Below are 24,218 nucleotides of genomic sequence, written 5' to 3'. Positions count from 1 at the left end.
TTGGAGCGACCACGTGACCCCGAAGAATTTGGCAGAGCAGCCGGACGACGAGTCCCGCGGTGTGCTCGACGACGCCGCGTCCCTGGACACCACGGGGATAGGCATCCTCGGGCATACCGCTCAGGTGAGCGTTCAGATGCCGAAGGACGACGACGACGACCTGGAAGACGACGGCGTCCTCGACGGGGAGGTCATCGCCGACCTCATCATCGACGAGCCTGTCGCTGCCGCGAAGGCGGCAGCCGAGATCTCCGAGGTGTCGCTCTCGACCCCGATGATCATCGAGCTGCCCGCGGAGAAGACGCCCGCGAGGCCCGCGGCACCGGAGGTCGACGCGAAGGCCGGGTCGCACGTCGAGCAGGAGGCCGAGGTCGTGGACGAATCGGTCGCCGCGATCGAGGACGACGAGGTCGTCGATGACCCGGAGCCGGTCACGGAGTCGACGGTCGACGTCGAGTCCGAGGCGGACATCGAGCCCGAGGCGGACGTCGAGGTCGACGCCGAAGACGAGATCGCGGAGTCCGCCGATGCCCTGGAGGCTGACGCGGCCACGGAGCCCGTCGTGACCGCCGAGGTCGAGGAGATCGCTGAGGTCGAGGAGTTCGCCGAGGCGGATGGGCTCACCGAGTCCGACGATGCCCCGGAGGCTGATGCGGCGGCGGAGACCGTCGTGACCGGCGAGGTGGAAGAGACCGGTGAGGTCGAGGAGACCGCCGAGGCGGACGATCGCGCCGAGTCCGACGATGCCCCGGAGGCTGACGTGACCGCGGAGCCCGTCGAGTTCGCCGGGGCCGAGGAGACCGCCGAGGTCGCCGGGGCCGAGGAGACATCGGAGACATCGGAGCTGGGCGCGAACATCGAGTCCGAGCAGGCCGGCGACGCCGCGGCGGACACCGAATCCGCAGCGTCGGAGCATCACGGACCTGTACGAGACGATCACCTACCGGTCGCGGCTCCCGAAGCACAGACACCGGCATCCGAACCAGTGCCGGAGCACGAAGCGGATGCGCCCGCTGCCGCGGCGTTCGTCGCTCAGGCCAGAGCAGATCTCGACACGCGCCCGCGCACGCGTTCCACGGATGCCGTGCCGGCCCGCCCGATGCAGGAGGTAGCCGTGGAGCAGCCCGAGAAGCCCCGACAGACGCGCCAGGCGAATCGCGCCGCACGGTCCGAGGTGCAGTTGACCGCCAAGCGTCTCGATGACCTGAGCGACACGTCGCGCGAGAGCGCCGACCTGCTCACGGCCGATCGCCTGCTCGATCCGCACCGGGTCGCCAAACCCGAGCCGGAGGGGGCGTGGAGCCACTTCCTCTACACGGTCTCCGGTCGCCGCATCAACATCGGCGACGGTCGACGGGCGCGGGAGCGCAAGGCGCTGACGACCCGCATCGCGGCTCCGCTCTCGGGTGGTGCACGCTTCGTGCCGGTCCTGTCGCGCAAGGGGGGCGTGGGCAAGACGACCCTCACCACGCTGCTGGGCATGGCGCTCGCCGACGCCCGCGACGACCGCGTCATCGCAGTCGACGCGAATCCCGACCGCGGTACCCTCGCGGACCGTGTCGTGCGGCCGCAGCACAATCGCTCGGTGCGAGACCTGGTGCGCATCCATGAGGACATCAAGGGGTATCACGACATCTCCGCGATCGTCTCACGCGATGCGACGCGCCTCGACGTGCTCGCGTCGGACTCGGATCCGCGGATCGCGGAGGCGTTCAGCGACAGCGACTATCGCGACGTCGCCGAGGTGGCGGCGCACTACTACTCGCTGGTCCTGACCGACACCGGAACCGGGATCGTCCACTCGGTGATGGCGGCGACGCTCGATCTCGCCGACCAGATCGTCATCGTGTCAGGGCTCAGCGTCGACGAGGCCCGGCTGGCGTCGGAGACCCTCACCTGGCTCGAGACGAACGGCTACGCCGAGCAGGCGAGGGATGCAGTCGTCGTGCTCAACCAGTCGCACCCCGGTGCGCCGCTCGTGCGTCTCGACGAGCTCGAGAATCACTTCCGCACGAGGGTGAAGCAGGTCGTGCGCGTGCCGTACGACGCTCAGATCGCCGGCGGCGGCCCGATCGTGTTCGCGAACCTGCAGCCGGCGACGAGGCAGGCGGCGCGGGAGATCGCGGCGCTGCTCGTCGAAGGACTCCGGGCGAAGGTGGCCTGATGACCGTTCGTGAGATCCGCGTATTCGGTGACCCCGTGCTCCGCACCGTCTGCGCTCCGATCGGGGAGATCGACGACGGCGTCCGCGCGCTCGTCGCCGACCTCGTCGACACCGTCGAGTTGCCGGGCCGAGCGGGGGTCGCCGCGCCCCAGATCGGGGTCGCGCTGCGTGCGTTCAGCTACAACATCGACGGCGACATCGGGTACGTGATCAACCCGGTGCTCACCGAGGTCCGCGGCGAACCCGTTGCGACGGGCGAGGGGTGCCTGTCGGTGCCGGGCCTCTGGCACGAGGCGCTGCGACACCCGTGGGCAAGGGTCGAGGGGATCGATCTCGACGGCGAGCCGGTCGTGCTCGAGGGCGAGGGGCTGCTCGCCCAGGCGCTGCAGCACGAGACCGACCACCTCGACGGTAAGCTCTACCTCTCCCGATTGGACGCAGAGACCCGCAAGCGCGCAATGCGCGAGGTGCGTGAGAGCGCCTGGTTCTGACGTCGCCGTCGTGCTCTCGGCGGGTACGAGAACGCCCCCCTGCGCCTGTCGCGCAAGGGGGCGTTCTCATGTTCGCTGCCGGGTCGGCCTCAACCGCCGATGGCGACGTTCGTCGTCGAGACCGGCTCGTCGTAGATCGCGGCGATCTCGTCGGCGAAGTCGTTCATGATGACGTTCCGCTTGATCGAGAGCTTCGGCGTCAGGTGACCGGAGGCCTCCGTCCATTCACTGTCGAGGATCGTGAACTTACGGATCGACTCGGCGCGCGAGACGCGGGTGTTCGCGGCATCCACGGCGCTCTGCACCTCTGCGCGTACGGCGGCGTTCGTGGCGGCCTCGGCGAGCGGCATGTCTTTGTCGAGGCCGTTGTTCGCGAGCCAGGTCGGCAGCATCTCGGGGTCCAGCGTGACGAGTGCCGAGATGAAGGGGCGCTGGTCGCCGACGACGACGACCTGGCCGATGATCGGGTTGGCGCGGATCGGGTCTTCGAGCGCGGCCGGGGCGACGTTCTTGCCGCCCGCCGTCACGATGATCTCCTTCTTGCGGCCCGTGATGGTCAAGAAGCCCTCGGAGTCGAAGCTGCCGATGTCACCCGTGCGGAACCAGCCCCCGTCGCTGAAGGCCTGGGCCGTCGCCTCGGGGTTGTTCCAGTACTCGCGGAAGACGTTGATGCCGCGCACCTCGATCTCGCCGTCGTCGGCGAGGCGGACGCCGACACCCGGAAGGGCGGGGCCCACCGTGCCGATCTTCGACTTGTCGGCCAGGTTGACGGTCGCCGGTGCAGTGGTCTCGGTGAGGCCGTATCCCTCGAGGATGACGACGCCGAGGCTGTGGAAGAAGTGACCGAGGCGGGAGCCGAGGGGAGCGGATCCGGAGACCGCGTATTCGACCCGACCGCCCATCGCCTCGCGGAGCTTCCCGTAGACGAGCTTGTTGAAGAGGGCGAACTTGAGGCGCATGCCGAACGGGATGCTCTTGCCCTGCTCGACGAGCTTCGAGTGCTCGATGGCGACCTCTGCCGCGGCGCGGAAGATCTTGCCCTTGCCGCCCGCCTCGGCCTTCTGCTCGGCGGAGTTGTAGACCTTCTCGAACACGCGGGGGACGGCGAGGAGGAAGGTCGGCTTGAAGGACCCGAGCGCGGGGAGCAGCTGACGGGTATCCGGCTGGTGTCCGGTGCGGACTCCGGCGTGCACGTTGAGGATCGAGATGAATCGCGCGAAGACGTGCGCCGTCGTGATGAACAGCAGGGTAGAGGAGCCGGGCGTCTGCACGACCTCGTCGAGCGCCTTGGCGGAGTTGCGGGAGAGCTCGACGAAGTTGCTGTGCGTCAGCACGCACCCCTTCGGGCGTCCGGTGGATCCGGAGGTGTAGATGAGGGTGGCGATGTCCGAGCTCACGGCGATGCTGCGAAGTCGCTCGATCTCCTCATCAGTCACGGACGCACCCTGCCCGCTGAGCGTGTCGATCGCGCCGAGGTGCAGCTGCCAGATCTCGCGCAGCAGTGGCAGGTCTCCGCGGACCTCGTCGACACGAGCGAAGTGCTCCGGCGACTCTACGATCAGTGCGATGGCGCCCGAGTCCTCGAGGATCCACTGGATCTGGGCGGGGGAGCTCGTCTCGTAGATCGGCACCATCACGGCACCGGCGTAGAACAGGGCGAAGTCGACGAGCGACCACTCGTACGTGGTGCGCGCGAGGAAGCCCACCTTCTCGCCCGGTTGGATGCCGGCGGCCACGAAGCCCTTGGCCAGTGCGATCACCGCGGACTGGAAGTCGGAGGCGGAGATGTCGCGCCACCCGCCGTTCTCCGGGACCGCGAACAGCGCACGGTCGGGGGTGGCCTTGACGCGCTCGACCAGCAGATCTGAGATGTTCGCGTCGGGGTCGGCGGGGACGACGGCGGGGACTTCAAACTGGACCACGGCAGCTCCTTCGGTACCGGTCGGGCACGGTGTCCCTCCGAGTCTAGGGCATGAGACCCGGTCGCACGCTTGGTGGAACTGAGTCGCCGGGCAGTCGCCGCGCAGCCGTCTGGCAGTCGCCGCGCAGCCGTCGGGCAATCGCCGCACAGCCGTCGCGCACGCGCCGCAGACGAGACGGGGGAGTCTCTCGCTGGTGGAACGCGCGCACGGCACTAGACTTCACATCGATGTTCTACTGGCTGATGAAGTACGTCGTGATCGGCCCCGTGGTCAAGGCGGTGTTCCGTCCATGGATCGTGGGGCGCGGCAACGTGCCGCGCGCCGGCGCCGCCATCCTCGCCAGCAACCATCTCTCCTTCGCGGACTCGATCTTCCTGCCGCTCATGATCGACCGATCGATGTCGTTCCTCGCCAAGAGCGACTACTTCACCGGGCGCGGCCTCAAGGGCTGGGCCACGAAGTTCTTCATGAAGGCGACCGGCCAGATACCGATCGACCGCTCGGGCGGCAAGGCGTCGGAGGCGTCGCTCAACACCGGTCTCCAGGTGCTCGGAGGAGGCGACCTCCTCGGCATCTACCCGGAGGGCACGCGCAGCCCTGATGGCAAGCTCTACCGGGGCCGCACGGGGCTCGCTCGCATGGCGCTCGAGGCCAAGGTGCCGGTGATCCCGGTGATCATGGTCGACACGGACACAGCGATGCCGATCGGACAGCGTCTGCCGCGGATCGTGCGCGTCGGTATCGTCATCGGGGAACCCCTGGACTTCTCGCGCTACGCGGGGATGGAGAACGACAGGTACATCCTCCGGTCCGTCACAGACGAGATCATGGTGGCCCTGCAGCGGCTCGGTGAGCAGGAGTACGACGACGTGTACGCGTCGACCGTGAAGGACCGCCTGCCGGTGCGTGTCACACGACGGCGCTGAGGCCTCGGCGTCTCGTCGCGCCCAGTAGGCTGGGAGCCATGTTCCAGCACCACACCGACGCGCTCGACGCGTGGCGTTCGCTCCCGATCAAGCAGCAGCCTCAGTGGCCCGACGCCGAGCGCGTGGCCGAGGTCTCCGCTCAGATCGCGGCGCTCCCGCCCCTGGTGTTCGCCGGTGAGGTCGACAACCTCCGCGATCGGCTCGCACGCGCCGCCTCCGGGCAGGCCTTCCTGCTGCAGGGCGGCGACTGTGCCGAGACATTCGCCGGCGCCACCGCCGACCAGATCCGCAACCGCATCAAGACTGTTCTGCAGATGGCGGTCGTGCTGACGTACGGCGCGTCGATGCCGATCGTCAAGATGGGGCGCATGGCCGGGCAGTTCGCCAAGCCTCGCTCGAGCGACACCGAGACCCGTGGCGACGTCACGCTGCCCGCGTACCGCGGTGACATCGTCAACGGCTACGACTTCACCGAGGGCTCCCGCCAGGCCGACCCCGGCCGGCTGCTGCAGGGGTACCACACGGCAGCGTCCACTCTGAACCTCATCCGGGCGTTCACGCAGGGTGGTTTCGCCGACCTCCGCGAAGTGCACTCGTGGAACAAGGGCTTCGCACAGAACCCGGCCAACCAGCGCTACGAGCGGATGGCGGCCGAGATCGACCGTGCCATCGACTTCATGGAGGCAGCTGGCGCGGACTTCGACGAGCTCAAGCGCGTCGAGTTCTTCACCGGTCACGAGGGCCTGCTCATGGATTACGAGCGACCGATGACCCGGATCGACTCCCGCACTGACACCCCGTTCAACACGTCGGCGCACTTCCTCTGGATCGGCGAGCGCACTCGCGAGCTCGACGGAGCGCACGTCGACTACTTCTCGAAGATCCGCAACCCGATCGGTGTGAAGCTCGGCCCGACGACGACACCCGAGACGGCGCTCGCTCTCATCGACAAGCTCGACCCGAACCGGGAGCCCGGACGTCTGACGTTCATCACGCGCATGGGCGCCGGCAAGATCCGCGACGCCCTGCCGCCGTTGCTCGAGGCGGTCCGCGACTCGGGTGCCCAGCCGCTCTGGGTCACGGACCCCATGCACGGCAACGGCATCACGACGCCCAACGGCTACAAGACCCGCCGCTTCGACGACGTGGTCGACGAGGTGCGTGGCTTCTTCGAAGCGCACCGCGCGGTCGGGACCTTCCCCGGTGGCATCCATGTCGAGCTCACGGGCGACGACGTCACCGAGTGCCTCGGAGGCTCCGAGCACATCGACGAGGCCGCCCTGGCGACTCGCTACGAGAGCCTCTGCGACCCTCGCCTCAACCACATGCAGTCGCTCGAACTCGCCTTCCTCGTCGCCGAGGAGCTCGAGAAGCGCTGACGGCGGCAACGACGATGAAGGCCCTGCCCGGGATCGGGGAGGGCCTTCATCATGAGCGGCGTGTGGGGTGGATGCCGGTCAGCCGCTGAGCTGGATCGAGAGCCTGACCGTGCCGCCGCGGGGGAGCTGCTTGTCGGCGCCGGGGTCCTGACCGGTGACCTTCGCCAGCTCCGCGAAACCGGGCAGGTCGCCCCAGGCGGCGTACGTCGAGGTGAAACCGGCGTTCTCGATGATGCGCTTGGCTTCGACCAGGGTCCTGTTCGTCACATCGGGAACGGGGAAGAGCTCGGGGCCCTTGGAGACGATGAGCTGGACCGTGTCGCCCGGACGCCAGTTGCCCTCCTCCGCGCGGTCAGACACGCCGATCACGAGATCCTTCTGCAGCTCCTCGCTGAAGGCGTAGACGATCTCGGGCGAGACCTGGAGCTGCTTGTCGGTGAGTGTCGTCGTGGCCTGATCGACCGACATCCCGCTGACGTCGGGGAAGCCTCCCGCGGACACGTACAGTTCGACGGAGTCGTCTTCGAGCAGCTCGCAGCCATCGCCGCAGCCGTACACCTCGCCTCCGCCGCGCGGAGTCACGAAGGCGTTGATGACCCGTCCGGCCTCCGCGTCCGAGAACAGCACGACCGGCTGCTCCGTCACGTTGACCTCGATGTCGCCGAGATAGTCGCGCGCCTCCTGCTCGGTCTTCCCGTTCAGCGCCTCGGCTGTGTGGCTCGCCGGGCCGATCGAGACGAACACCGTGACCTCGGCGCCCTTGTCGAGTCTCTCGCCGTCTTCGGGGTCGGTGCGGATCGTCTCATCTCGCGCGACCTGGATGGAGTTCTCCTCGCTGCGAACGGGGACGAACCCCTCGTCTGCGAGAGCGGATGCCGCTTCGTCGTATGACAGGCCTGCGACATCCGGCACGGCGACGAGCGATCCCGGCCCCGAGCCGAACCACCAGCCGACACCGCCCGCGACCGTGGCGAGGAGCAGCACCAGCGTGAGCAGCAGGGCGCCACGCGCACGGCGCCGCGACGAGCGGCGCCGCAGCAGCGTCGCGTTGTCGATCGACGGCGCGGCCGGCGCTGTCGGGTCGGTGAGCACCATCGTGCTCGGCATGATCTTGGTGAGCTCGGCGGAGTCGGCCTGGGAGCGCTGCGAGGCGGTGGCAGCGGCGACCGCGGGGGCGATGCCCAGATCGCGCTCGATGTCGCGCAGACGTTCCAGCATCTGCTGGGCGTCGTCCGGTCGCTCGTCCGGTGACTTCTCGGTCGCCCACAGCACGAGCTCATCGAGAGGCTCGGGCACGGCCGGATTGCGCACGCTCGGACGCGGCACCGACTCGGTCGCATGCTGGAACGCGATCTGCATGGGCTGTTCGCCCTTATAGGGCTGCTCGCCGACCAGCATCTCGTAGAGCATGATGCCCAAGGCGTAGATGTCGCTGCGCGCGTCGGCCGTGCCGCGGGTCACCAGCTCGGGGGCCAGATATGCGATCGTGCCGAGCAACTGCTGACCGGTGGCCGTGTTGGCGGTCGTCGCCCTCGCCAGGCCGAAGTCGCCGATCTTGATGCGGCCGTCCTCGGCGAGGAGCACGTTCTCGGGCTTCACGTCGCGGTGGACGATGCCTGCGCGGTGCGCGGCGGAGAGGCCGGCCAGCACGGCATCCATGATGGTGATGGTCTGGGGGACCGTCAGCCGCTTCTGCTCACGGAGCAGCTCGCGCAGCGTGATGCCGGGGAGGTACTCCATCACGAGGTACGCCAGCTCGCCGTCCTGCCCCTGGTCGAAGACGTTGACGACGTGCGGGTCGGCGAGGCGGGCGGCCGCCCTCGCCTCCTGGATGAACCTGCTCTGGAACGACGAGTCGTCGCTGAGGTGCGCGTGCATGACCTTGAGTGCGATGCGACGCTCGAGGCGCAGGTCGGTGGCGACGTACACGGTGGCCATGCCTCCGCGGGCGATCCGCGCACGAACGCGGTACCGACCGTCGACAAGCCGCCCGATGAGGGGGTCGGCCTGCTGATTGGTCGTCACGTCAAGATTCTATTGAGGACTGCCTGAAAGCTTCGGGAGCGGCTCGCCCTCGCTGCCTGCGCGTTTGCCAGGAACCCTGTCATCCGTACTGGCCCAGCCACTGGTACGCCTGGGTCTCCCACAGTCCGTACCGCTCGGGGTAGGCGGAGATCTGCACGGCCTGAGCCGCATCCGTGAACGCCATCGACTCCCAGCCGGGGATGTCGAGCAGTCCGCGCGTCGAGGGTCCGTTGGGATCGCCGGCACCGCCGAAGAACACGCGAGTACTGCGGTCGGCATCGAGGATCTGCTCCGGCTGCCCCCACCCGGTGCTCGGGCGCTGCTGGAAGAGACCGAGCGAGTCACGGTCGCCCCATGAGAGATTGCGCATGCTCGACTCGACCATCGCGGTGGCGAGCCCGATCGCGATCGCGCGGTCCGAGAGTCCCAGCTGCCTGCCGATGCCGATGATGAGCGCCGCGTTGCCGGCCTGCTCCGCATCCAGCGACGCGAAGGACTGCGCCGGTGCGGCAGGAGAGGGGGCCGGCGCGGCAGGGGGCGCCGTCGCGGGCGCACCGCCCACGACGATGCTCTGCCCCGGGTAGATGATCGACCCTGCCGCGAGCCCGTTCAGCGCGTAGAGCGACGACGTGCTCGTTCCGTACTTCTGCGCGATGCCGAAGAGCGTGTCCCCGGCGGCGACGACATGCGACTGCGCGGCGGCCGCCGGAGCGGCGGCTGCGGGAGCGGGCGCTGTCGTGGGAACCGCGGCCGCGGATGGTCCGGAGACGGAGAGCGTCTGCCCCGGGTAGATGACGGAGGTCCGCGTGAGGCCGTTCGCGGCGAGCACCGCGTCCACCGTGGTGCCGTACTTGCGGGCGATGCCGAAGACGGTGTCGCCGCCGGCGACGACGTGGGATGCCGTCGGGGGTGGCGTCGTGACCGCGACCGGAGCCGCGGGTGCCGCGGCTGCCCCGGACAGGGTCAGCGACTGGCCCGGGTAGATCACGGAGCGCCAGCTGAGGCCGTTCCAGGCGAGCACGTCGACCGTCCGCAGTCCGAACTGCCTCGCGATGGACGAGACGGTGTCGCCGGGCTGCACGACATAACCGGCCGGGGTCGTCGCGGTGGGGACGAGCCGGGCGGGGGGCGCGGCCTGCATCCGTTCGACGGACGGCGTGGCGTCGGCGACGGCCGGTGCCACCGCCAGCGGCCCGGTGAGGGATCCGAGGACGGCTGCGGGCACCCCGATCTGCAGATATCGGGCGCGACGGCGTGCGAGTGGCTGTCTCAAGGCTTCCCCCTTGTTCGGCGTCTGCCCACGCTGACACGCAAGTAGACGGATGTCAACAGGAGTGACGTATGTGACGAATGTGGTCACCGCGTCCCGAAGTGCGAACGCGTCGGGGAGATGACATAGTGAGACGGTGTCTGAGCAGTCTGAGAACCTCCCGTCCGAGAACGTCGGATCGACTCCCACCGACTGGCTGACGATGCCCGACCTGGTCGAGGCGCTCGGAGAGCCCCTCGGTCGTGTCCGCCGCCTCATCGACGAGCACTATCTCATCGGGTCGCGTCGGTCGGGCGTCTTCGCGGTGCCGTCCGTCTTCCTCGTCGACGGCGCCCCCCTCTCGTCACTGCGCGGCACCATCATCGTCCTGCAGGACGCCGGGTTCGCCGACGACGAGGTCGTCGACTGGCTGCTCACCGACGATGAGACCCTCGGCCGAGCGCCCATCGCCGCGCTGCTCGCCGGCCACAAGAGCGAAGTGCGCCGCGTCGCGCGGACTCTCGCCTGACAGTCCGGTCGCGAGGGGCGTCGCCCTCGCGCGACGTCAGGACGCGCGAACGGTCGCCGCGCGGGCGAGGTCGCGCAGATCGCCGACCGCCGCATTGTCGAGCCCCGCGCCCGAGAGCGCCCGGTCGGCCTCCCTCGCGTAGTCGGCGATCATCGACTCCACGCGGTCGAGTGCGCCTGATCCTGAGATGGTGGCCTGCAAGAAGGCGATCTGCTCAGGCGTGAGCTCCGGGTCTCCGAGCATCTCGTCGAACAGGTTGCGGGCGGGGGAGTCAAGCTTCTCGCGAGTCAGAGCGACGAGCACCGTGCGCTTCCCTTCGCGGAGGTCGTCGCCCGCGGGCTTCCCCGTGACCGCGGCATCTCCGAAGACGCCGAGGACGTCGTCGCGGAGCTGGAACGCCATGCCGACGGGGTGGCCGAAACGGCGGAGGGCGCGCAGCTGCTCCTCGTCCGCCTCCGCCATCGCAGCGCCGAGCACCAGCGGCTGCTCGATGCTGTACCGCGCGGACTTCAGGGACACGACGCGCAGCGCTCGCTCGACATGCGACTCGGTCGCATTGACGCTCCAGGCCGACTCCTCCGCGATGTCGAGGAACTGGCCCACCGTGACGTCGCGGCGCATGCGAGCGTATTCTCGGCGGACGCTCGCCGCGTGCGGGAGCGCGGCGACCGCCTCCTCGAGCAGGTCGTCGCTCCAGGCGACCAGCAGGTCGCCGAGCAGGATCGCAGACGAACGACCGAACGCGGCGGCGTCACCGGTCCATCCGGCGTCGCGGTGCGACGCCTCGAGGGCACGGTGTGCGGCGGGCCGTCCGCGTCGGGTGTCGGAGTTGTCGATGATGTCGTCGTGCACGAGGGCGGCCGACTGGAAGATCTCCAGCGCTGCGCAGATGTCCCACAGCGGCTCGGCCTCCGCGGCACCACGATCGCGGTGATGGGCGACTGCGCGCCATCCGGCGTGGCAGAACCGCGCACGCAGACGCTTGCCGCCGACGAGCGTGTCGGCTCCCGATTCGACGAGGGCCGCGGCATCCGGTCCGTATGCCGTCGCCTCTGCGCGCATCCGATCGAGGAAGAGCTGCAGGCGGGCTGCGACCGCTTCGGGCACGGGGGAGGAAGTCGGCACGACTCCCAGCATACGTAAAGCGAACGGAGCCTCTCATCACTAGCCCACGACCTCATACCGCGCGTAGAATGAGGAGACCATACCCGAGGGGGACGAAATGCCACTCTCCGAACAGGAGCAGCGTCTGCTCGATGAGATGGAGCGCCATCTCCTCCACAACGACGCCGATGTCGTGAGTGCGCCATCAGGCGACCGAGCACTCAGCTATCGCAATCTCGTGTACGGAGCGCTTCTGCTCCTCGCCGGTGTCGGCGGGTTGATCGTCGGCGTCATCCTCGGCGACGTCTGGGGAGTGGTCGTCGGAGTCGTCGGCTTCGCCGCGATGCTCGGCGGAGTGATGCTCGCGGTGACCCCCGTGCGTCGCAGCGCCTCGACGACGCCGCCGCAGCGCGAGCCGAAGCCGCAGCGCGGCTCCGCCTCCTTCATGGATCGCATGAACGATCGTTGGGACCGCCGCCAAGACGGCCGCTGACCGCCTCTTCTTCACGAAGGCCCGGATGCTCTGAGCATCCGGGCCTTCGGCGTTTCCGGGGTCGATCGTGGGAAGTTCCTCCACTTCTCCTCCACCCCGCTCCACCTCCGCTCCTCCCCGTCGTTACGGGCGAATCGGCCGCGCGATGAGCAATCGAGTGCGCCTTGACGATGTTTGATGGCAATTGACCGTAGGTTTGTGGAGGAAAGTGGAGTAAAGTGGGGTTACCTCGAAGTTGGCCGGACGAAGAGGGGGTGATGGCCGATGCTGCTGGGTACGCACTCTCCGAAGCTGGACGACAAAGGGCGGGTCATCCTCCCCGCGAAGTTCCGCGAAGACCTCGGTGGCGGCATCGTCGTCACACGCGGTCAGGAACGCTGCCTCTACGTGTTCAGCACGGCCGAGTTCGAGGCGATGCACGAGCGGATCCGTCAGGCGCCTCTCGCCAACAAGCAGGCGCGCGACTTCATGCGCCTGTTCCTCTCCGGTGCCAGTGCGGAGATGCCCGACAGCCAGAGCCGCATCACCATCCCCGTGCACCTGCGTCAGTACGCAGGCCTCCAGAAGGAGCTCATCGTCACCGGTGTCGGCGCCCACGCCGAGATCTGGGACGCGGAGAGCTGGAACGCCTACCTCGCCGCCGGCGAGGAGTCCTATGCCGACCTGGAGCAGGAGGTGATTCCGGGACTGTTCTGACCACGGCTGTGATGCCCCGCCGCTCCCGCCCCGACACACTTCCCCGGTGCCGGGTCGAGAAGCGGAGGGGGATCAGAGCCCTGGTCACCGATACAGAGGTCACCCGAGAAAGATCATGAACCTCCGCGACATCCACACCCCGGTCCTCCTCGAGCGCTGCATCGAGCTGCTCGGCCCCGCCCTCCAGGCCGACGGCGCGATGCTCGTCGATGCCACTCTCGGCATGGGCGGCCACTCGGAGGCGCTGCTCGAGCGCTTCCCGAACACCCGGCTCGTCGGGCTCGACCGCGACACGGACGCGCTGCGGATCGCCGGGGAGCGCCTCGCGCGCTTCCGAGACCGCGTCACTCTCGTCCACACCGTCTACGACGAGATCGGACTCCACGCGCAGGGGGCGTCCGGCATCCTCTTCGACCTCGGCGTCTCGTCGCTGCAGCTCGACGAGGCCGACCGCGGATTCGCGTACTCGAAGGATGCCCCGCTCGACATGCGCATGGATCAGACCAAGGGGGTGACGGCCGCTGAGGTCATCGCCACCTACAGCGAGGGCAACCTTCGCCGCATCTTCGAGCGGTACGGAGAAGAGAAGCTCGCCGGGCGCTACGCCCGGTTCATCATCGACGCGCGTCAGCAGAAGCCGATCACCCGGTCGGGAGAGCTCGTCGAGATCCTCATCGCAGCGACCCCCGCCGCTGCGCAGCGGGCCGGGCACCCGGCGAAACGGGTGTTCCAGGCGCTGCGCATCGAGGTCAACACCGAGCTCAGCGTGCTCGCCGACGCCATCCCGTCGGCGATGGATGCGCTGACGGTGGGCGGTCGGATCGTCGTGATGTCCTACCAGTCCCTCGAGGACCGGCTCGTGAAGCAGGCCTTCGCGGCCGGCGCTGCCTCCACCGCGCCGAAGGGCCTCCCGGTGGAGCTGCCCGAGCACGCCCCCCGGTTCCGCACCATCACGCGCGGAGCCGAATTGGCCGATGACGACGAGCGGGCCCGCAACCCCCGCGCGATCCCCGTGCGCCTTCGGGCGGCGGAGAAGGTGCGTGACGCATGAGTCTCACCGCAGCAGCCCGCACGACGCGGAGCACCGAGCACGACGCGCCGGCACGATCGCCACGCAGACAGCTCCAGCCGGTCACGAGCACACCACGGCGCCGCAAGCCGAAGCTCGCCTACGCCCTCGTCGCACTCGCCGGGGCGATGGCGATCGGCGCAGCCCAGATCGGACTCTCCCTCGCGATCACCCAGGACTCGTTCCTCCTCGCGAGCCTCAGCTCGCAGCAGCACGACCTCGACCTCCGCACCGATGCGCTGCAGGAGGACCTCACCGGCCTCAGCTCGCCGCAGGCACTCGCGGCGGGCGCGGCATCGCTGGGCATGGTCGTCGCCGGCACCCCTTCATACCTGCGCCTGAGCGACGGGGCCGTCTTCGGGCAGGGAACCGGCGCAGGCGGCACGTCGACGATCGACCCCAACGGAGCCGGAGCGGTGGGGAACGCGTTGCTGCAGGCACCGATCGCCGAGACCACTGCGGATGACGCGGCGGACCCTGCGGCCGGACAGCCGCAGCAGGAGCTCCCGCCGGCGATCACCGACGGCCTCCCCAGCCCCACTACGCGCTGAACCGACACCGATCCGACGGAGAGAGTGCATGACCACACGAGCCACCCGGACGCCGCGTCGACGCACCGTCGTCGCGTTGGCCGTGATCCTGACCATCCTGGCGACGTTCGTCGTGCGCCTCGTGGACATCCAGATCGTCCGGGCCGATGAGCACGTGTCGCAGTCGCTGGAGTTCATCGCGCACGGCACCCCGATCTACGGCGACCGCGGCTCGATCGTCGACTCGAACGGCAGCGTGCTGGCCGAGAGCGTGGCGGTCTACGACGCCAACGTCGACCCGAAGGTCATGAACCTGCTCGAGACCGACGAGAAGAACCCGCCCGAGATCCCGTGGGCTGAGGCCGCCCAGCGCATCGCCGAGATCACCGGCGTGGATGCTGAGGCGCTGCGCACCGGAGTCGAAGAGCAGCACGCGGCGAATCCCGAGTCGCAGTGGTACCAGGTGAAGACCGGACTCAATGCGGAGCAGTACATCCAGCTCAAGGAGCTGAAGGCCGACGGGGTGAAGTACCTGCACTTCGAGCAGCGCGAGACCCGGGTCTACCCGAACGGCGCGGTCGCCGGCAACATCGTGGGGTTCCTGAACGGCACCGGCGAGGCGCAGGCCGGCATCGAGAAGATGGACGACCGGTGCCTCGCACCGACGAACGGCGAGGAGAGCTACCGGACGGGCAAGGACGGTGTCATCATCCCCGGGAGCGAGAGCCGCACGGATGCCGTCGACGGCGGTGCGGTGCAGCTGACGATCAACAGCGACCTGCAGTGGTACATGCAGCAGATGATCGCCGAAGAGGCCCAGGCGCAGGGTGCGAAGGGCGGCACGGTCATGGTGGTCGAGACGTCCACCGGCAAAATCCGCGCGGCGGCCGAGTGGCCGACCATGGACCCCAACGACCTGAACGCCTCGAGCTCCGACACCTGGGGGAGCAAGCTCTTCACCTACCCGTTCGAGCCGGGATCGACCTTCAAGGCGGTCACGGCCGCAGCGGTCATGGAGAACGGCGGCGTCACGATGACGAGTCCGACGGTGTCGGCATCCTCGAAGGAGAAGTTCCCGAACGGTGCCGTCATCAACGACGCGTTCGTGCACCCGACCTTCCAGTACACGCTCGCCGGCGCGCTCATCGACTCGTCCAACGTGGCCCTGTCGAAGTTCGGCACCATGGTGAGCCCGGACGTGCGCCACGACTACCTCGAGCGCTTCGGCGTCGGCGAGACCACGGTCGGCTTCCCCGACGAGGCGTCGGGTCTCCTGCACCCGACCGACCAGTGGGACAACCAGTCTCTCTACACGACGACGTTCGGCCAGTACTTCACCGTCACCGCCCCGCAGCTCGCGGGCGCTTACCAGGCGATCGCGAACGGCGGAGAGAAGATCGGGCTGTCGCTCATCGAGTCGTGCACGGCGCCCGACGGCAGCGTCGTCACTCCCGACGCCCCGAGTCATGAGCAGATCATCCAGCCGCAGACGGCGGCCGACCTCACCCGGATGCTGGAGAACGTCGCCGTGCAGGGCGGCAACGCCGAACGCATCCAGGTTCCCGGGTACCGCGTGACCAGCAAGACCGGTACCGCGCAGATTCCGGACGGCAACGGCGGCTACAAGCAGGGCGTCTACTACACGAGCATGGTGGGCTTCGCGCCCGTCGACGACCCGCAGTACGTCGTCGTGGTCACTCTCGACGAGCCGACTAGAGTTACATCATCCGCGGCGACGGCGTCGGCCTTCCAGAAGGCGATGACCCAGACCATGAAGACGTACCGCGTGATGCCGTCCTCCACCCCGATGGACGCACTGCTTCCCAAGTTCGAATGATCGGCGCGCCGTGCGCCTGGAGTTGTCATGATCGCCCTGTCGCTTGCTGAGATCGCCGCCGTCCTCGGGGGTGATCTGCGGCTCGTCGGAGACGCCACGGCCGAGACCGTCGTCGACGGGGTCGTCGACACCGATTCGCGGAACATGGGTCAGGGGACGATCTTCGTCGCGAAGCCCGGTGCGGCGACCGACGGCCACAACTTCGTCGGATCCGCCCGCAGTGCCGGAGCGGCCCTCGCGATCGTGGAGCGTCCGGTCGACGAGGAGATCACGCAGATCGTCGTGCCGGACGCCGTGCGGGCCCTGGCCGACCTGGCACGCGAGGTCGTCGCTCGCGTGCGCGCGGCCGGATCGCTCAAAATCGTCGGCATCACCGGCTCGAACGGCAAGACGACGACGAAGAACTTCCTCGCGCGGATCCTCTCCGACGAGGGCGAGACCGTCGCTCCGATCGCCTCGTACAACAACGAAGTCGGCGCTCCGGTCACCATGCTGCGCGTCACCTACGACACACGCTTCCTCGTGAGCGAGTTCGGAGCGGACGCCCCCGGCAGCATCGCGCGCCTCGCCGGACTCGTGGAGCCGGACATCGCGGTCGTGCTCATGGTCGGCATGGCGCACGCCGGCGGTTTCGGGGGGATCGAAGCCACCGCCAGGGCCAAGTCCGAACTCGTGGCGGCGGCGACGCCCACCGGGACGGCGGTCCTGAACGTCGACGACCCGCGGGTCGCGGCGATGGGCGAGCTCGCGGACTCGCGGGGGATGAACGTCATTGGATTCGGCCAGACCGCGGGGGCCCAGGTCCGCGCGGAGAACCTCGAGGTGACGGCATCCGGCACCTCCTGCGTGATCGAGGCGGCCGGCGCGCGCGTGTCGCTGCACCTCCGCGTGCTCGGAGCGCATCACATCAACAACGCCCTCGCCGCCATCGCCGCCGCCGGAGTGCTCGGGGTGCAGACGGCCGACGCGGTCGCCCGACTCGAGACGGTGGAGATCGCCGAGCGCTGGCGCATGCAGCCCCTCGGCAACGACCGGGTCCGCATCATCAACGACGCCTACAACGCGAGCCCGGACTCGATGGCGGCGGCGCTGCGCACGCTCGCGCAGATCACGGGGCCCGACGAGCGCACGGTGGCCGTTCTCGGCGCCATGAGCGAGCTGGGCGAGACCGCAGGGGAGGAGCATGACCGCATCGGTCTGCTCGCGGTTCGGCTGAACATCCAGCGCATCGTCGTGGTGGGGCCCGAAGCGCGTCGCCTCTACATCTCGGCGATCGGCGAGGGCTCGTGGGACAGCGAGGCCGTCTTCTTCGCCGATCACGACGCCGCTTTCGAGTACCTGCGCGATGAGCTGCGCGACGGCGACCGGGTTCTCGTGAAGTCCTCGAATTCGGTGGGCCTCCGGCACCTCGGCGATCGTCTGGGAGAATTGTTCTCGTGAGGTCACTCATCATGGCGGCGGCCATCTCGCTCGCCTTCACACTCTTCCTGACTCCCGTCTTCCTCCGGCTCTTCCGCAAGTGGGGATGGGGTCAGGTCATCCGCACCCCCGAGGCGATCGAGAATCCGAGTCACGAGGCCAAGCGCGGCACCCCCACCATGGGCGGCGTCATCTTCATCGTCGGCACGATGGTGGGGTACTTCACCGGCGTGTTCGTCGGTGGCGGCACGCCCGCGCTGTCGGCGATCCTCGTGATCTGGCTCATGGTGGGCTTCGGTGCGGTCGGATTCATCGACGACTACATGAAGGTGCGCAGCCAGCGCAGCCTCGGGCTCTCCGGATGGCGCAAGATCATCGGCCAGCTGATCGTGATGATCCCGTTCGGCATCGTCGCGCTCAACTTCCCGAACAAGTTCGACCAGACTCCGGCATCCGGATCGATCTCGCTGTTCCGCGACATCCCGTGGCTGAACCTGTTCGCGTTCACGATCGTCGTGGGCTGGATCCTCTACCTGCTGTGGATCTCGGTGATCGGCGTGGCCACTTCCAACAGCGTGAACCTCACGGACGGGCTCGACGGCCTCGCCGCCGGCGCGGGCGTCATCGTGGTCGGCGCATACAGCCTGATCGCCTTCTGGCAGTTCAAGCAGTCGTGCGTCGGAGAAGGCGTCGAGAAGGCGGCACTCGGCGGATGCTACGAGGTACGCGATCCCTTCAGCCTGGCCATCGTCGCCGCCTCGTTCGCTGCCAGCCTCATCGGCTTCCTGTGGTGGAACGCGCCCAAGGCGAAGGTCTTCATGGGCGACGTCGGTTCGATGGCCATCGGTGGCGTCATCACCGCGATGGCGATCCTCACCCGCACCGAGCTCCTGCTCTTCGTGATCGCCGGCGTGTTCGTGCTGGCCTCCGGCTCCGTGATCCTGCAGCGCGCGTATTTCAAGGTCACGCGAGGCAAGCGGCTCTTCCTCATGAGTCCCTTCCATCACCATCTCGAGATGCGCGGCTGGTCGGAGGTCACGATCGTGGTGCGGATGTGGATCATCGCCGGACTGCTCGCGGTCTCCGCTGTCGGGCTCTTCTACGTCGAGTGGCTGACCCGTGTCGACTGAGTCCCGTCTCGCCTCGCTCACCAGCTGGAACGCCGACTGGTCGGGGCTCCGCGTCGCGGTGCTCGGCCTGTCGATGACCGGGTTCTCGGTCGCCGACACGCTCACCGAGCTCGGCGCTGAGGTGCTCGTGCTCAGCGAATCGGCCGACGAGGAGTACGCGAAGCTCGTCCCCGTGGTCGGTGCCAGACTCGAGCTCGGGTCGTTGGGCGAGGTTCCGCAGGCGCTCGTCGACTTCGACGCCGAGGTGGTGATCGCGTCGCCGGGGTTCGCGCCGTCGCACCCCGTCATCCGCTGGGTCCAGCAGTCGGGCATCGCCCTGTGGGGCGACGTCGAACTCGCCTGGCGTGTGCGCGACAAGGTCGTCCGCGCCGACGGCACCCCTGCCGACTGGGTGCTCATCACCGGCACGAACGGCAAGACCACCACGACCCAGCTCACGGCCACCCTGCTCACCGGTGGGGGACTCCGCGCAGCGCCGTGCGGCAACATCGGCGTGCCGGTGCTCGACGCCGTGCGGGATCCGTCGGGGTTCGACGTGCTGGTGGTCGAGCTCTCGAGCCACCAGCTCTGGTATCTGGGACTCGCCGCCCCCGAGGGCCAGCTGTATCCGTACTCGTCCGTCTGCCTCAATCTCGCCGACGACCATCTCGTGTGGCACGGCAGTGCTCGCGCGTACCGCGACGCGAAGGCGCTCGTCTATCGCAACACCCGCGTCGCCTGCGTCTACAACAAGGGCGATGAGGCCACCCGGCTGATGGTGGAGGACGCGGAGGTCGTCGACGGAGCGCGCGCGATCGGCTTCGACCTCGGCATCCCCGGTCCCAGCGATCTGGGGGTCGTCGAGGGGCTCGTCGTCGACCGCGCCTTCCTCGACGACCGCGCCCGGAGCGCGCTCGAGCTGACGACGGTCGCCGATCTCGAGGGCGCGGGGCTCGCGGCGCCGCACATCGTGCAGAACGTGCTCGCGGCCAGTGCGTTGGCGCGCTCGCTCGAGGTCGCCCCCGAGGCGATCCACCAGGCGCTCCAGGGTTTCCGCCTCGACGCGCATCGCATCCAGGTCGTGGCGCGCCACGGCGGCGTCACCTGGGTCGATGATTCGAAGGCGACCAACCCGCACGCCGCAGCCTCGTCGCTGCGTGCGTATCCCGGTGCCGTGTGGGTCGTCGGTGGAGATCTCAAGGGCGTCGACATCACCGAGCTCGTCGCGACAGCGGGGGCGACCGCCCGTGCCGCCGTCGTCATCGGCGTGGAGCGTGCGGAGGTCGTGACGGCATTCCAGCGACACGCGCCCGCGGTGCCGGTGTTCGAGGTGGATGCTGGCGAGACTGGTGAGGTCATGAACCGCGTCGTGGAGATCGCAGCGGGGATCGTCGACGGCGAGGGAACGGTACTCCTGGCTCCCGCCGCGGCATCCTTCGATCAGTTCACCAGCTATGCGGATCGTGGCCGCCGCTTCGCCGAAGCGGTGCAGGAATGGATCGACCGGGGGAGCGCCGATGACACAGGTCGCACGCCCCCCGCGCTCTGAGCCCGATCCTCCCCGCGGACTCGCCGCTCGTGTCTCGCTCGGCCGCCGGTTCACACCGCTCTCGACCGAGTTCCTGATGATCGCGTCGGCGGCACTGCTGCTGACGATCTTCGGCCTCGTCATGGTGCTGTCCGCCACCAGCGCGACCGCCGTCTCGCGGGGCGAGAACCCCATGGACGGCGCGCTGCGCCAGGGCGTGTTCGCCGTGCTGGGCATCCCGTTGATGTTCCTGATCTCACGGGTCCCGATCCGCTTCCTCAAGCGCATGGCGTGGCCCGCCCTCTTCGGAGCGGTCGCGCTGCAGTTGCTGGTCTTCACGCCCCTCGGTATCGAGGACGGGGGAAACCGGAACTGGATCAAGATCGCCGGGTTCACCCTGCAGCCCTCGGAGTTCCTCAAGCTCGCGCTCGCCCTCTGGATCGGCTACGTGCTGATGCGCAAGCACACCATGCTCGGCACGTGGCACCAGGTGTTCATCCCCGTCGTGCCGGTGGGCGCCCTCGCGATCGGCACAGTGCTCGCGGGTAAAGACCTGGGTACGGCCATGGTCCTCGTGCTGGTGCTGCTCGGCTGCCTCTTCTTCTCCGGCGTGAAGCTGCGATTGTTCATCCTCCCGGTGCTGCTCGGCGTCGCTTCTGTGATCGCGCTGGCCGTGACCAGTCCCGACCGGATGCGCCGCATCACCGCGACGTGCACCGACATGTCCGCGTACACGGGCGACTGCTATCAGTCGATCCACGGCATCTGGGGCATGGCGTCGGGCGGGGTCTTCGGAGTCGGGCTCGGCAACTCCCAGGAGAAGTACGGATGGCTGCCCGCGGCGGGCAACGACTTCATCTTCGCGATCGTGGGCGAGGAACTCGGGCTGATCGGCTGCGTGGTGGTTCTCGCGCTGTTCACGCTGTTCACGGTCGGCGCCTTCCATATCATCCGGAAGACCTCGGACCAGTTCATCCGCATCGCCGCAGGCGGCGTCACGGTGTGGATCACCGGACAGGCCGTGTTGAACATCGGCGTCGTCATCGGCGTGTTCCCGGTCATGGGGGTGCCGCTGCCCTTCATGTCGCAGGGCGGTACGGCTCTGCTCGCCGTGCTCATCGCCTGCGGCGTGCTGTTGGCCTTCGCCAGGACCATCCCCGCCGCCGAGGCCCGGTCGACTGAGCGGTCGCCCTCGACGGGGCGGGGTAGGGTCGCACGGTGACCACGTACCTGCTCGCCGGCGGTGGCACCGCCGGTCACGTCAACCCCCTGCTCGCCGTCGCCGACGGACTGCGCTCCCGCGACGCCGAATCCGCAGTCCTGGTTCTCGGCACGGCCGAGGGGCTGGAGTCCCGTCTGGTACCGGCGCGCGGATACGAGCTGCTCATCGTCGACAAGGTGCCCTTTCCCCGACGACCGGATGCGCAGGCCGCCCGGTTCCCGCTGCGGTTCCGGCGGGCCGTGGCGCAGGTGCGTGACCACATCAGGGCGCACGACGTGGACGTGGTGGTGGGCTTCGGCGGCTACGCGTCGGCCCCGGCCTACGTCGCTGCGCGCCGGGAGGGAGTGCCGTTCGTCGTGCACGAGGCGAACGCGCGTCCGGGTCTCGCGAACGTCCTCGGCGCTCGCAGGGCCGCCGCCACCGGTCTGGCCTTCGCCGGAACGCCGCTGCGCGGGGGAGAGGTGGTCGGCATGCCCCTGCGCCGTGAGGTCATCGAGCTCGACCGCGCCGCTGCCCGTGACGAGGCCGCCCAGCACTTCGGCCTGGACGCATCTCGACCGGTGCTCCTCGTCTTCGGCGGATCGCTCGGAGCCCAGCGTCTCAACGAGGCACTGGCCGACTCCTGGGGTGACGTGCTCGCCGCGGGGTGGCAGCTGCTGCACGTCACGGGGGAGCGCAGCGACCTGTCGGACCCGGGCGTTCCCGGTTACGCGCTCGTGCGGTACGTCGACCGCATGGACCTCGCCTTCGCGCTGGCCGATCTCATCGTGTCGCGCTCCGGCGCGGCGACGGTCAGCGAGGTCAGCGCCCTCGGCATCCCGGCGCTGTACGTGCCCTACTCGGTCGGCAACGGCGAGCAGCGCCTCAACGCCGCCACAGCGGTCGCCGCCGGGGCCGCACGACTCCTCGACGACGCCACTTTCGACGGTGACGCGGTGCGCCGCCTCGTGGTTCCGCTGCTCGGCGACCCCGAGCGACTGGCGGCGATGTCGGACGCCGCGTCGAAGGTCGGCACCCGCAGCGGCACCGAGAACGTCATCGCCCTCGTCGATCGCGCGCTCGCCTCCGTGTGACCGGCGTCGCGCTGCGCCGTTCCGTCCGACCCAAAAAGTAGACTGAACCAGACATGATCAGACCTGACCTCTCCCTCCCGATCCCCGAGACGATCTCCTCCGCGCACTTCATCGGCATCGGCGGCTCCGGCATGAGCGGCCTCGCGCGCATGTTCCTCGACGCGGGCATCCGAGTCTCGGGCAGCGACCGGGCCGACAGCGACAACCTCCGCGCCCTGGCCGCCGCCGGCGCGACCGTCCACGTCGGGCACGACGCCGCACATCTGGGCGACGCCGACACCGTCGTGCACACCGGTGCGATCTGGCCGGAGAACCCCGAGTTCGTCACCGCCAAGGAGCGCGGTCTGCACGTCATCCACCGTTCGCAGGCGCTGCATTGGCTCATCGGGTCGCGTCGTCTCGTGTCGGTCGCAGGCGCGCACGGCAAGACCACGTCGACGGGCATGATCGTGACGGCTCTGCAGGCGCTCGGTGCCGACCCCCACTTCGTGAACGGCGGCGTGATCGAGCAGCTCGGCGTCTCCAGCGCGACGGGATCGGGCGAGCTCTTCGTGATCGAGGCCGACGAGTCGGACGGCACCTTCCTGCTCTACGACACGGCGATCGCCCTGATCACGAACGTCGACCCGGACCACCTCGACCACTACGGCTCGGACGAGGCCTTCCACGACGCGTTCGTGCGCTTCGCCGACGCCGCGACGGAAGCCGTCGTCATCTCCAGCGACGACGCGGGCGCCCTGCGTGTGGGAGCCGGTCTGTCGCACCCGAACGTGATCAGCTTCGGCCAGTCGGACGACGCCGACCTCCGCATCACCGACATCGTCGCCGAGGGCCCGGTGGCCGCCACGCTCACGCACGGCTCGGACAGCGTGCGGCTGCAGCTGGCCGTACCGGGCGTGCACAACGCGGTGAACGCCGCCGGTGCCGTCGCCGTGCTGCGCTCGCTGGGCTTCGGCCTCGAGGAATCCGCACGAGCGGTCGAGGGTTTCGCAGGCACGGTCCGACGTCTGGAGAAGCACGGGGTCGAGCGCGGGGTCGCGGTGTTCGACGACTACTCGCATCACCCCACCGAGGTACGAGCGGCGCTCGAGGCGATGCGCTCGATCTCGGGCGGCGGTCGGATCATCGCGATCCAGCAGCCCCACACCTACTCGCGGACTCAGCACATGTACCGCGAGTTCGCCGACGTGCTCGAGACCTACGCCGACCACACGGTGATGCTCGATGTGTACGGCGCCCGCGAGGATCCGGTTCCCGGGGTCACGGGTGAGCTGGTGAGCGGAGCGTTCCGCGACCCGTCCCATGTGCACTTCGTGGCCGATTGGCAGCAGGCGGCCGACTACACGGCATCCGTCGCTCGTGAGGGCGATTACGTGGTCACCCTCGGGTGCGGCAACGTGTACCAGATCATCCCGCAGGTGCTCGAGTCTCTGCGGACCACCGGGGAGTAGGG

The 24,218-nt window shown here is 68.9% G+C and carries 20 protein-coding genes; 16 read left to right on the top strand and 4 right to left on the bottom strand.

All coding sequences use genetic code 11. The annotated features are described in order from the left end of the window. The first annotated feature begins 13 nt into the window (after positions 1–13). Positions 14–2,164: a MinD/ParA family protein gene (locus FSY98_RS01895; RefSeq protein ID WP_260857216.1), complete on the top strand. Its 2,151-nt coding sequence runs from the start codon at positions 14–16 to the stop codon at positions 2,162–2,164. Beyond that, positions 2,164–2,655 carry a peptide deformylase gene (def, locus tag FSY98_RS01890; protein WP_144873394.1) on the top strand — a complete coding sequence of 164 codons (492 nt, stop codon included), beginning with the start codon at positions 2,164–2,166 and terminating at the stop codon, positions 2,653–2,655. The genes FSY98_RS01895 and def overlap by 1 nt, the downstream gene beginning before the upstream one ends. Positions 2,656–2,744: 89 nt before the next feature. Here def and FSY98_RS01885 read toward each other — a convergent pair whose 3' ends face one another. Beyond that, positions 2,745–4,577 carry a long-chain fatty acid--CoA ligase gene (locus FSY98_RS01885; RefSeq protein ID WP_144873391.1) on the bottom strand — a complete coding sequence of 611 codons (1,833 nt, stop codon included), beginning with the start codon at positions 4,575–4,577 and terminating at the stop codon, positions 2,745–2,747. Between the two features lie 227 nt (positions 4,578–4,804). On the opposite strand from FSY98_RS01885, the gene FSY98_RS01880 reads away from it, so the two are divergent. Together FSY98_RS01880 and FSY98_RS01875 are read left to right on the top strand one after the other, a co-directional pair. Next, entirely contained in the window at positions 4,805–5,503 is a 699-nt protein-coding gene (locus FSY98_RS01880) for a 1-acyl-sn-glycerol-3-phosphate acyltransferase (protein ID WP_144873388.1), read from the top strand. Positions 5,504–5,541: 38 nt separating this feature from the next. Continuing rightward, positions 5,542–6,882 carry a class II 3-deoxy-7-phosphoheptulonate synthase gene (locus FSY98_RS01875; RefSeq protein ID WP_144873385.1) on the top strand — a complete coding sequence of 447 codons (1,341 nt, stop codon included), beginning with the start codon at positions 5,542–5,544 and terminating at the stop codon, positions 6,880–6,882. Positions 6,883–6,960: 78 nt separating this feature from the next. On the opposite strand, the gene pknB is transcribed toward FSY98_RS01875, so the two are convergent. Both pknB and FSY98_RS01865 read right to left on the bottom strand, forming a co-directional pair. Then, positions 6,961–8,907, bottom strand: a complete 1,947-nt coding sequence (gene pknB, locus FSY98_RS01870) for a Stk1 family PASTA domain-containing Ser/Thr kinase (protein ID WP_144873383.1) — start codon at positions 8,905–8,907, stop codon at positions 6,961–6,963. Positions 8,908–8,986: 79 nt separating this feature from the next. Further along, positions 8,987–10,180 (bottom strand): LysM peptidoglycan-binding domain-containing protein, encoded by a 1,194-nt coding sequence (locus tag FSY98_RS01865; RefSeq protein WP_260857215.1) that lies wholly within the window; start codon positions 10,178–10,180, stop codon positions 8,987–8,989. Between the two features lie 133 nt (positions 10,181–10,313). Here FSY98_RS01865 and FSY98_RS01860 point away from each other — a divergent pair, with 133 nt between their 5' ends. Next, entirely contained in the window at positions 10,314–10,685 is a 372-nt protein-coding gene (locus tag FSY98_RS01860; protein WP_396652313.1) for an Rv2175c family DNA-binding protein, read from the top strand. 36 nt (positions 10,686–10,721) lie between these two features. Here the strand turns inward: FSY98_RS01860 and FSY98_RS01855 are convergent, their stop codons facing one another. Further along, positions 10,722–11,810 carry a polyprenyl synthetase family protein gene (locus tag FSY98_RS01855; RefSeq protein ID WP_260857214.1) on the bottom strand — a complete coding sequence of 363 codons (1,089 nt, stop codon included), beginning with the start codon at positions 11,808–11,810 and terminating at the stop codon, positions 10,722–10,724. Between the two features lie 97 nt (positions 11,811–11,907). On the opposite strand from FSY98_RS01855, the gene FSY98_RS01850 reads away from it, so the two are divergent. From FSY98_RS01850 to murC, 11 genes are all read left to right on the top strand, one after another. Continuing rightward, positions 11,908–12,282 carry a DUF3040 domain-containing protein gene (locus tag FSY98_RS01850; RefSeq protein WP_144873369.1) on the top strand — a complete coding sequence of 125 codons (375 nt, stop codon included), beginning with the start codon at positions 11,908–11,910 and terminating at the stop codon, positions 12,280–12,282. A 264-nt stretch (positions 12,283–12,546) separates the two neighbouring features. Further along, positions 12,547–12,978, top strand: coding sequence for a division/cell wall cluster transcriptional repressor MraZ (gene mraZ, locus FSY98_RS01845; RefSeq protein WP_144873366.1), 432 nt, complete (start codon positions 12,547–12,549; stop codon positions 12,976–12,978). 115 nt (positions 12,979–13,093) lie between these two features. Next, entirely contained in the window at positions 13,094–14,029 is a 936-nt protein-coding gene (gene rsmH / locus FSY98_RS01840) for a 16S rRNA (cytosine(1402)-N(4))-methyltransferase RsmH (RefSeq protein WP_144873363.1), read from the top strand. After that, on the top strand, positions 14,026–14,598 hold the full coding sequence (locus FSY98_RS01835; RefSeq protein WP_144873360.1) for a hypothetical protein: 573 nt from the start codon (positions 14,026–14,028) through the stop codon (positions 14,596–14,598). Before rsmH ends, FSY98_RS01835 begins: the two co-directional genes overlap by 4 nt. Before the next feature lie 28 nt (positions 14,599–14,626). Further along, entirely contained in the window at positions 14,627–16,414 is a 1,788-nt protein-coding gene (locus FSY98_RS01830) for a penicillin-binding protein 2 (protein WP_144873357.1), read from the top strand. 27 nt (positions 16,415–16,441) lie between these two features. Next, the gene (gene murF, locus FSY98_RS01825; protein ID WP_144873354.1) at positions 16,442–17,854 is read left to right on the top strand and encodes a UDP-N-acetylmuramoyl-tripeptide--D-alanyl-D-alanine ligase; all 1,413 of its coding nucleotides are present in this window, start codon (positions 16,442–16,444) and stop codon (positions 17,852–17,854) included. Beyond that, a complete protein-coding gene (gene mraY, locus FSY98_RS01820) occupies positions 17,851–18,963 on the top strand; it encodes a phospho-N-acetylmuramoyl-pentapeptide-transferase (protein ID WP_144873351.1) in 1,113 nt (370 codons plus the stop codon). Before murF ends, mraY begins: the two co-directional genes overlap by 4 nt. Beyond that, the gene (gene murD / locus FSY98_RS01815) at positions 18,953–20,491 is read left to right on the top strand and encodes a UDP-N-acetylmuramoyl-L-alanine--D-glutamate ligase (RefSeq protein WP_144873348.1); all 1,539 of its coding nucleotides are present in this window, start codon (positions 18,953–18,955) and stop codon (positions 20,489–20,491) included. Before mraY ends, murD begins: the two co-directional genes overlap by 11 nt. Further along, positions 20,460–21,692, top strand: a complete 1,233-nt coding sequence (ftsW, locus tag FSY98_RS01810; protein WP_144873345.1) for a putative lipid II flippase FtsW — start codon at positions 20,460–20,462, stop codon at positions 21,690–21,692. Before murD ends, ftsW begins: the two co-directional genes overlap by 32 nt. After that, positions 21,689–22,765: a glycosyltransferase gene (locus FSY98_RS01805; RefSeq protein ID WP_144873342.1), complete on the top strand. Its 1,077-nt coding sequence runs from the start codon at positions 21,689–21,691 to the stop codon at positions 22,763–22,765. The genes ftsW and FSY98_RS01805 overlap by 4 nt, the downstream gene beginning before the upstream one ends. A 53-nt stretch (positions 22,766–22,818) precedes the next feature. Continuing rightward, complete coding sequence (gene murC / locus FSY98_RS01800; protein ID WP_144873339.1) at positions 22,819–24,216, top strand: UDP-N-acetylmuramate--L-alanine ligase; 1,398 nt, start codon at positions 22,819–22,821, stop codon at positions 24,214–24,216. The last annotated feature ends 2 nt before the right edge of the window (positions 24,217–24,218 follow it).

Origin of the sequence: Microbacterium sp. 1.5R (assembly GCF_007667425.1) — a bacterium.
GTDB lineage: Bacteria > Actinomycetota > Actinomycetes > Actinomycetales > Microbacteriaceae > Microbacterium.
This window is presented reverse-complemented; position numbering and strand designations above follow the sequence as displayed.

What these genes read in the sequence shown, in the direction of transcription:
- murC (WP_144873339.1), top strand. Translation starts at nt 22,819, where the DNA reads ATGATCAGACCTGACCTCTCCCTCCCGATCCCCGAGACGATCTCCTCC.
- FSY98_RS01830 (WP_144873357.1), top strand. Translation starts at nt 14,627, where the DNA reads ATGACCACACGAGCCACCCGGACGCCGCGTCGACGCACCGTCGTCGCG.
- ftsW (WP_144873345.1), top strand. Translation starts at nt 20,460, where the DNA reads ATGACACAGGTCGCACGCCCCCCGCGCTCTGAGCCCGATCCTCCCCGC.
- FSY98_RS01835 (WP_144873360.1), top strand. Translation starts at nt 14,026, where the DNA reads ATGAGTCTCACCGCAGCAGCCCGCACGACGCGGAGCACCGAGCACGAC.
- FSY98_RS01875 (WP_144873385.1), top strand. Translation starts at nt 5,542, where the DNA reads ATGTTCCAGCACCACACCGACGCGCTCGACGCGTGGCGTTCGCTCCCG.
- rsmH (WP_144873363.1), top strand. Translation starts at nt 13,094, where the DNA reads ATGAACCTCCGCGACATCCACACCCCGGTCCTCCTCGAGCGCTGCATC.
- murF (WP_144873354.1), top strand. Translation starts at nt 16,442, where the DNA reads ATGATCGCCCTGTCGCTTGCTGAGATCGCCGCCGTCCTCGGGGGTGAT.
- FSY98_RS01850 (WP_144873369.1), top strand. Translation starts at nt 11,908, where the DNA reads ATGCCACTCTCCGAACAGGAGCAGCGTCTGCTCGATGAGATGGAGCGC.
- FSY98_RS01880 (WP_144873388.1), top strand. Translation starts at nt 4,805, where the DNA reads ATGTTCTACTGGCTGATGAAGTACGTCGTGATCGGCCCCGTGGTCAAG.
- mraZ (WP_144873366.1), top strand. Translation starts at nt 12,547, where the DNA reads ATGCTGCTGGGTACGCACTCTCCGAAGCTGGACGACAAAGGGCGGGTC.
- def (WP_144873394.1), top strand. Translation starts at nt 2,164, where the DNA reads ATGACCGTTCGTGAGATCCGCGTATTCGGTGACCCCGTGCTCCGCACC.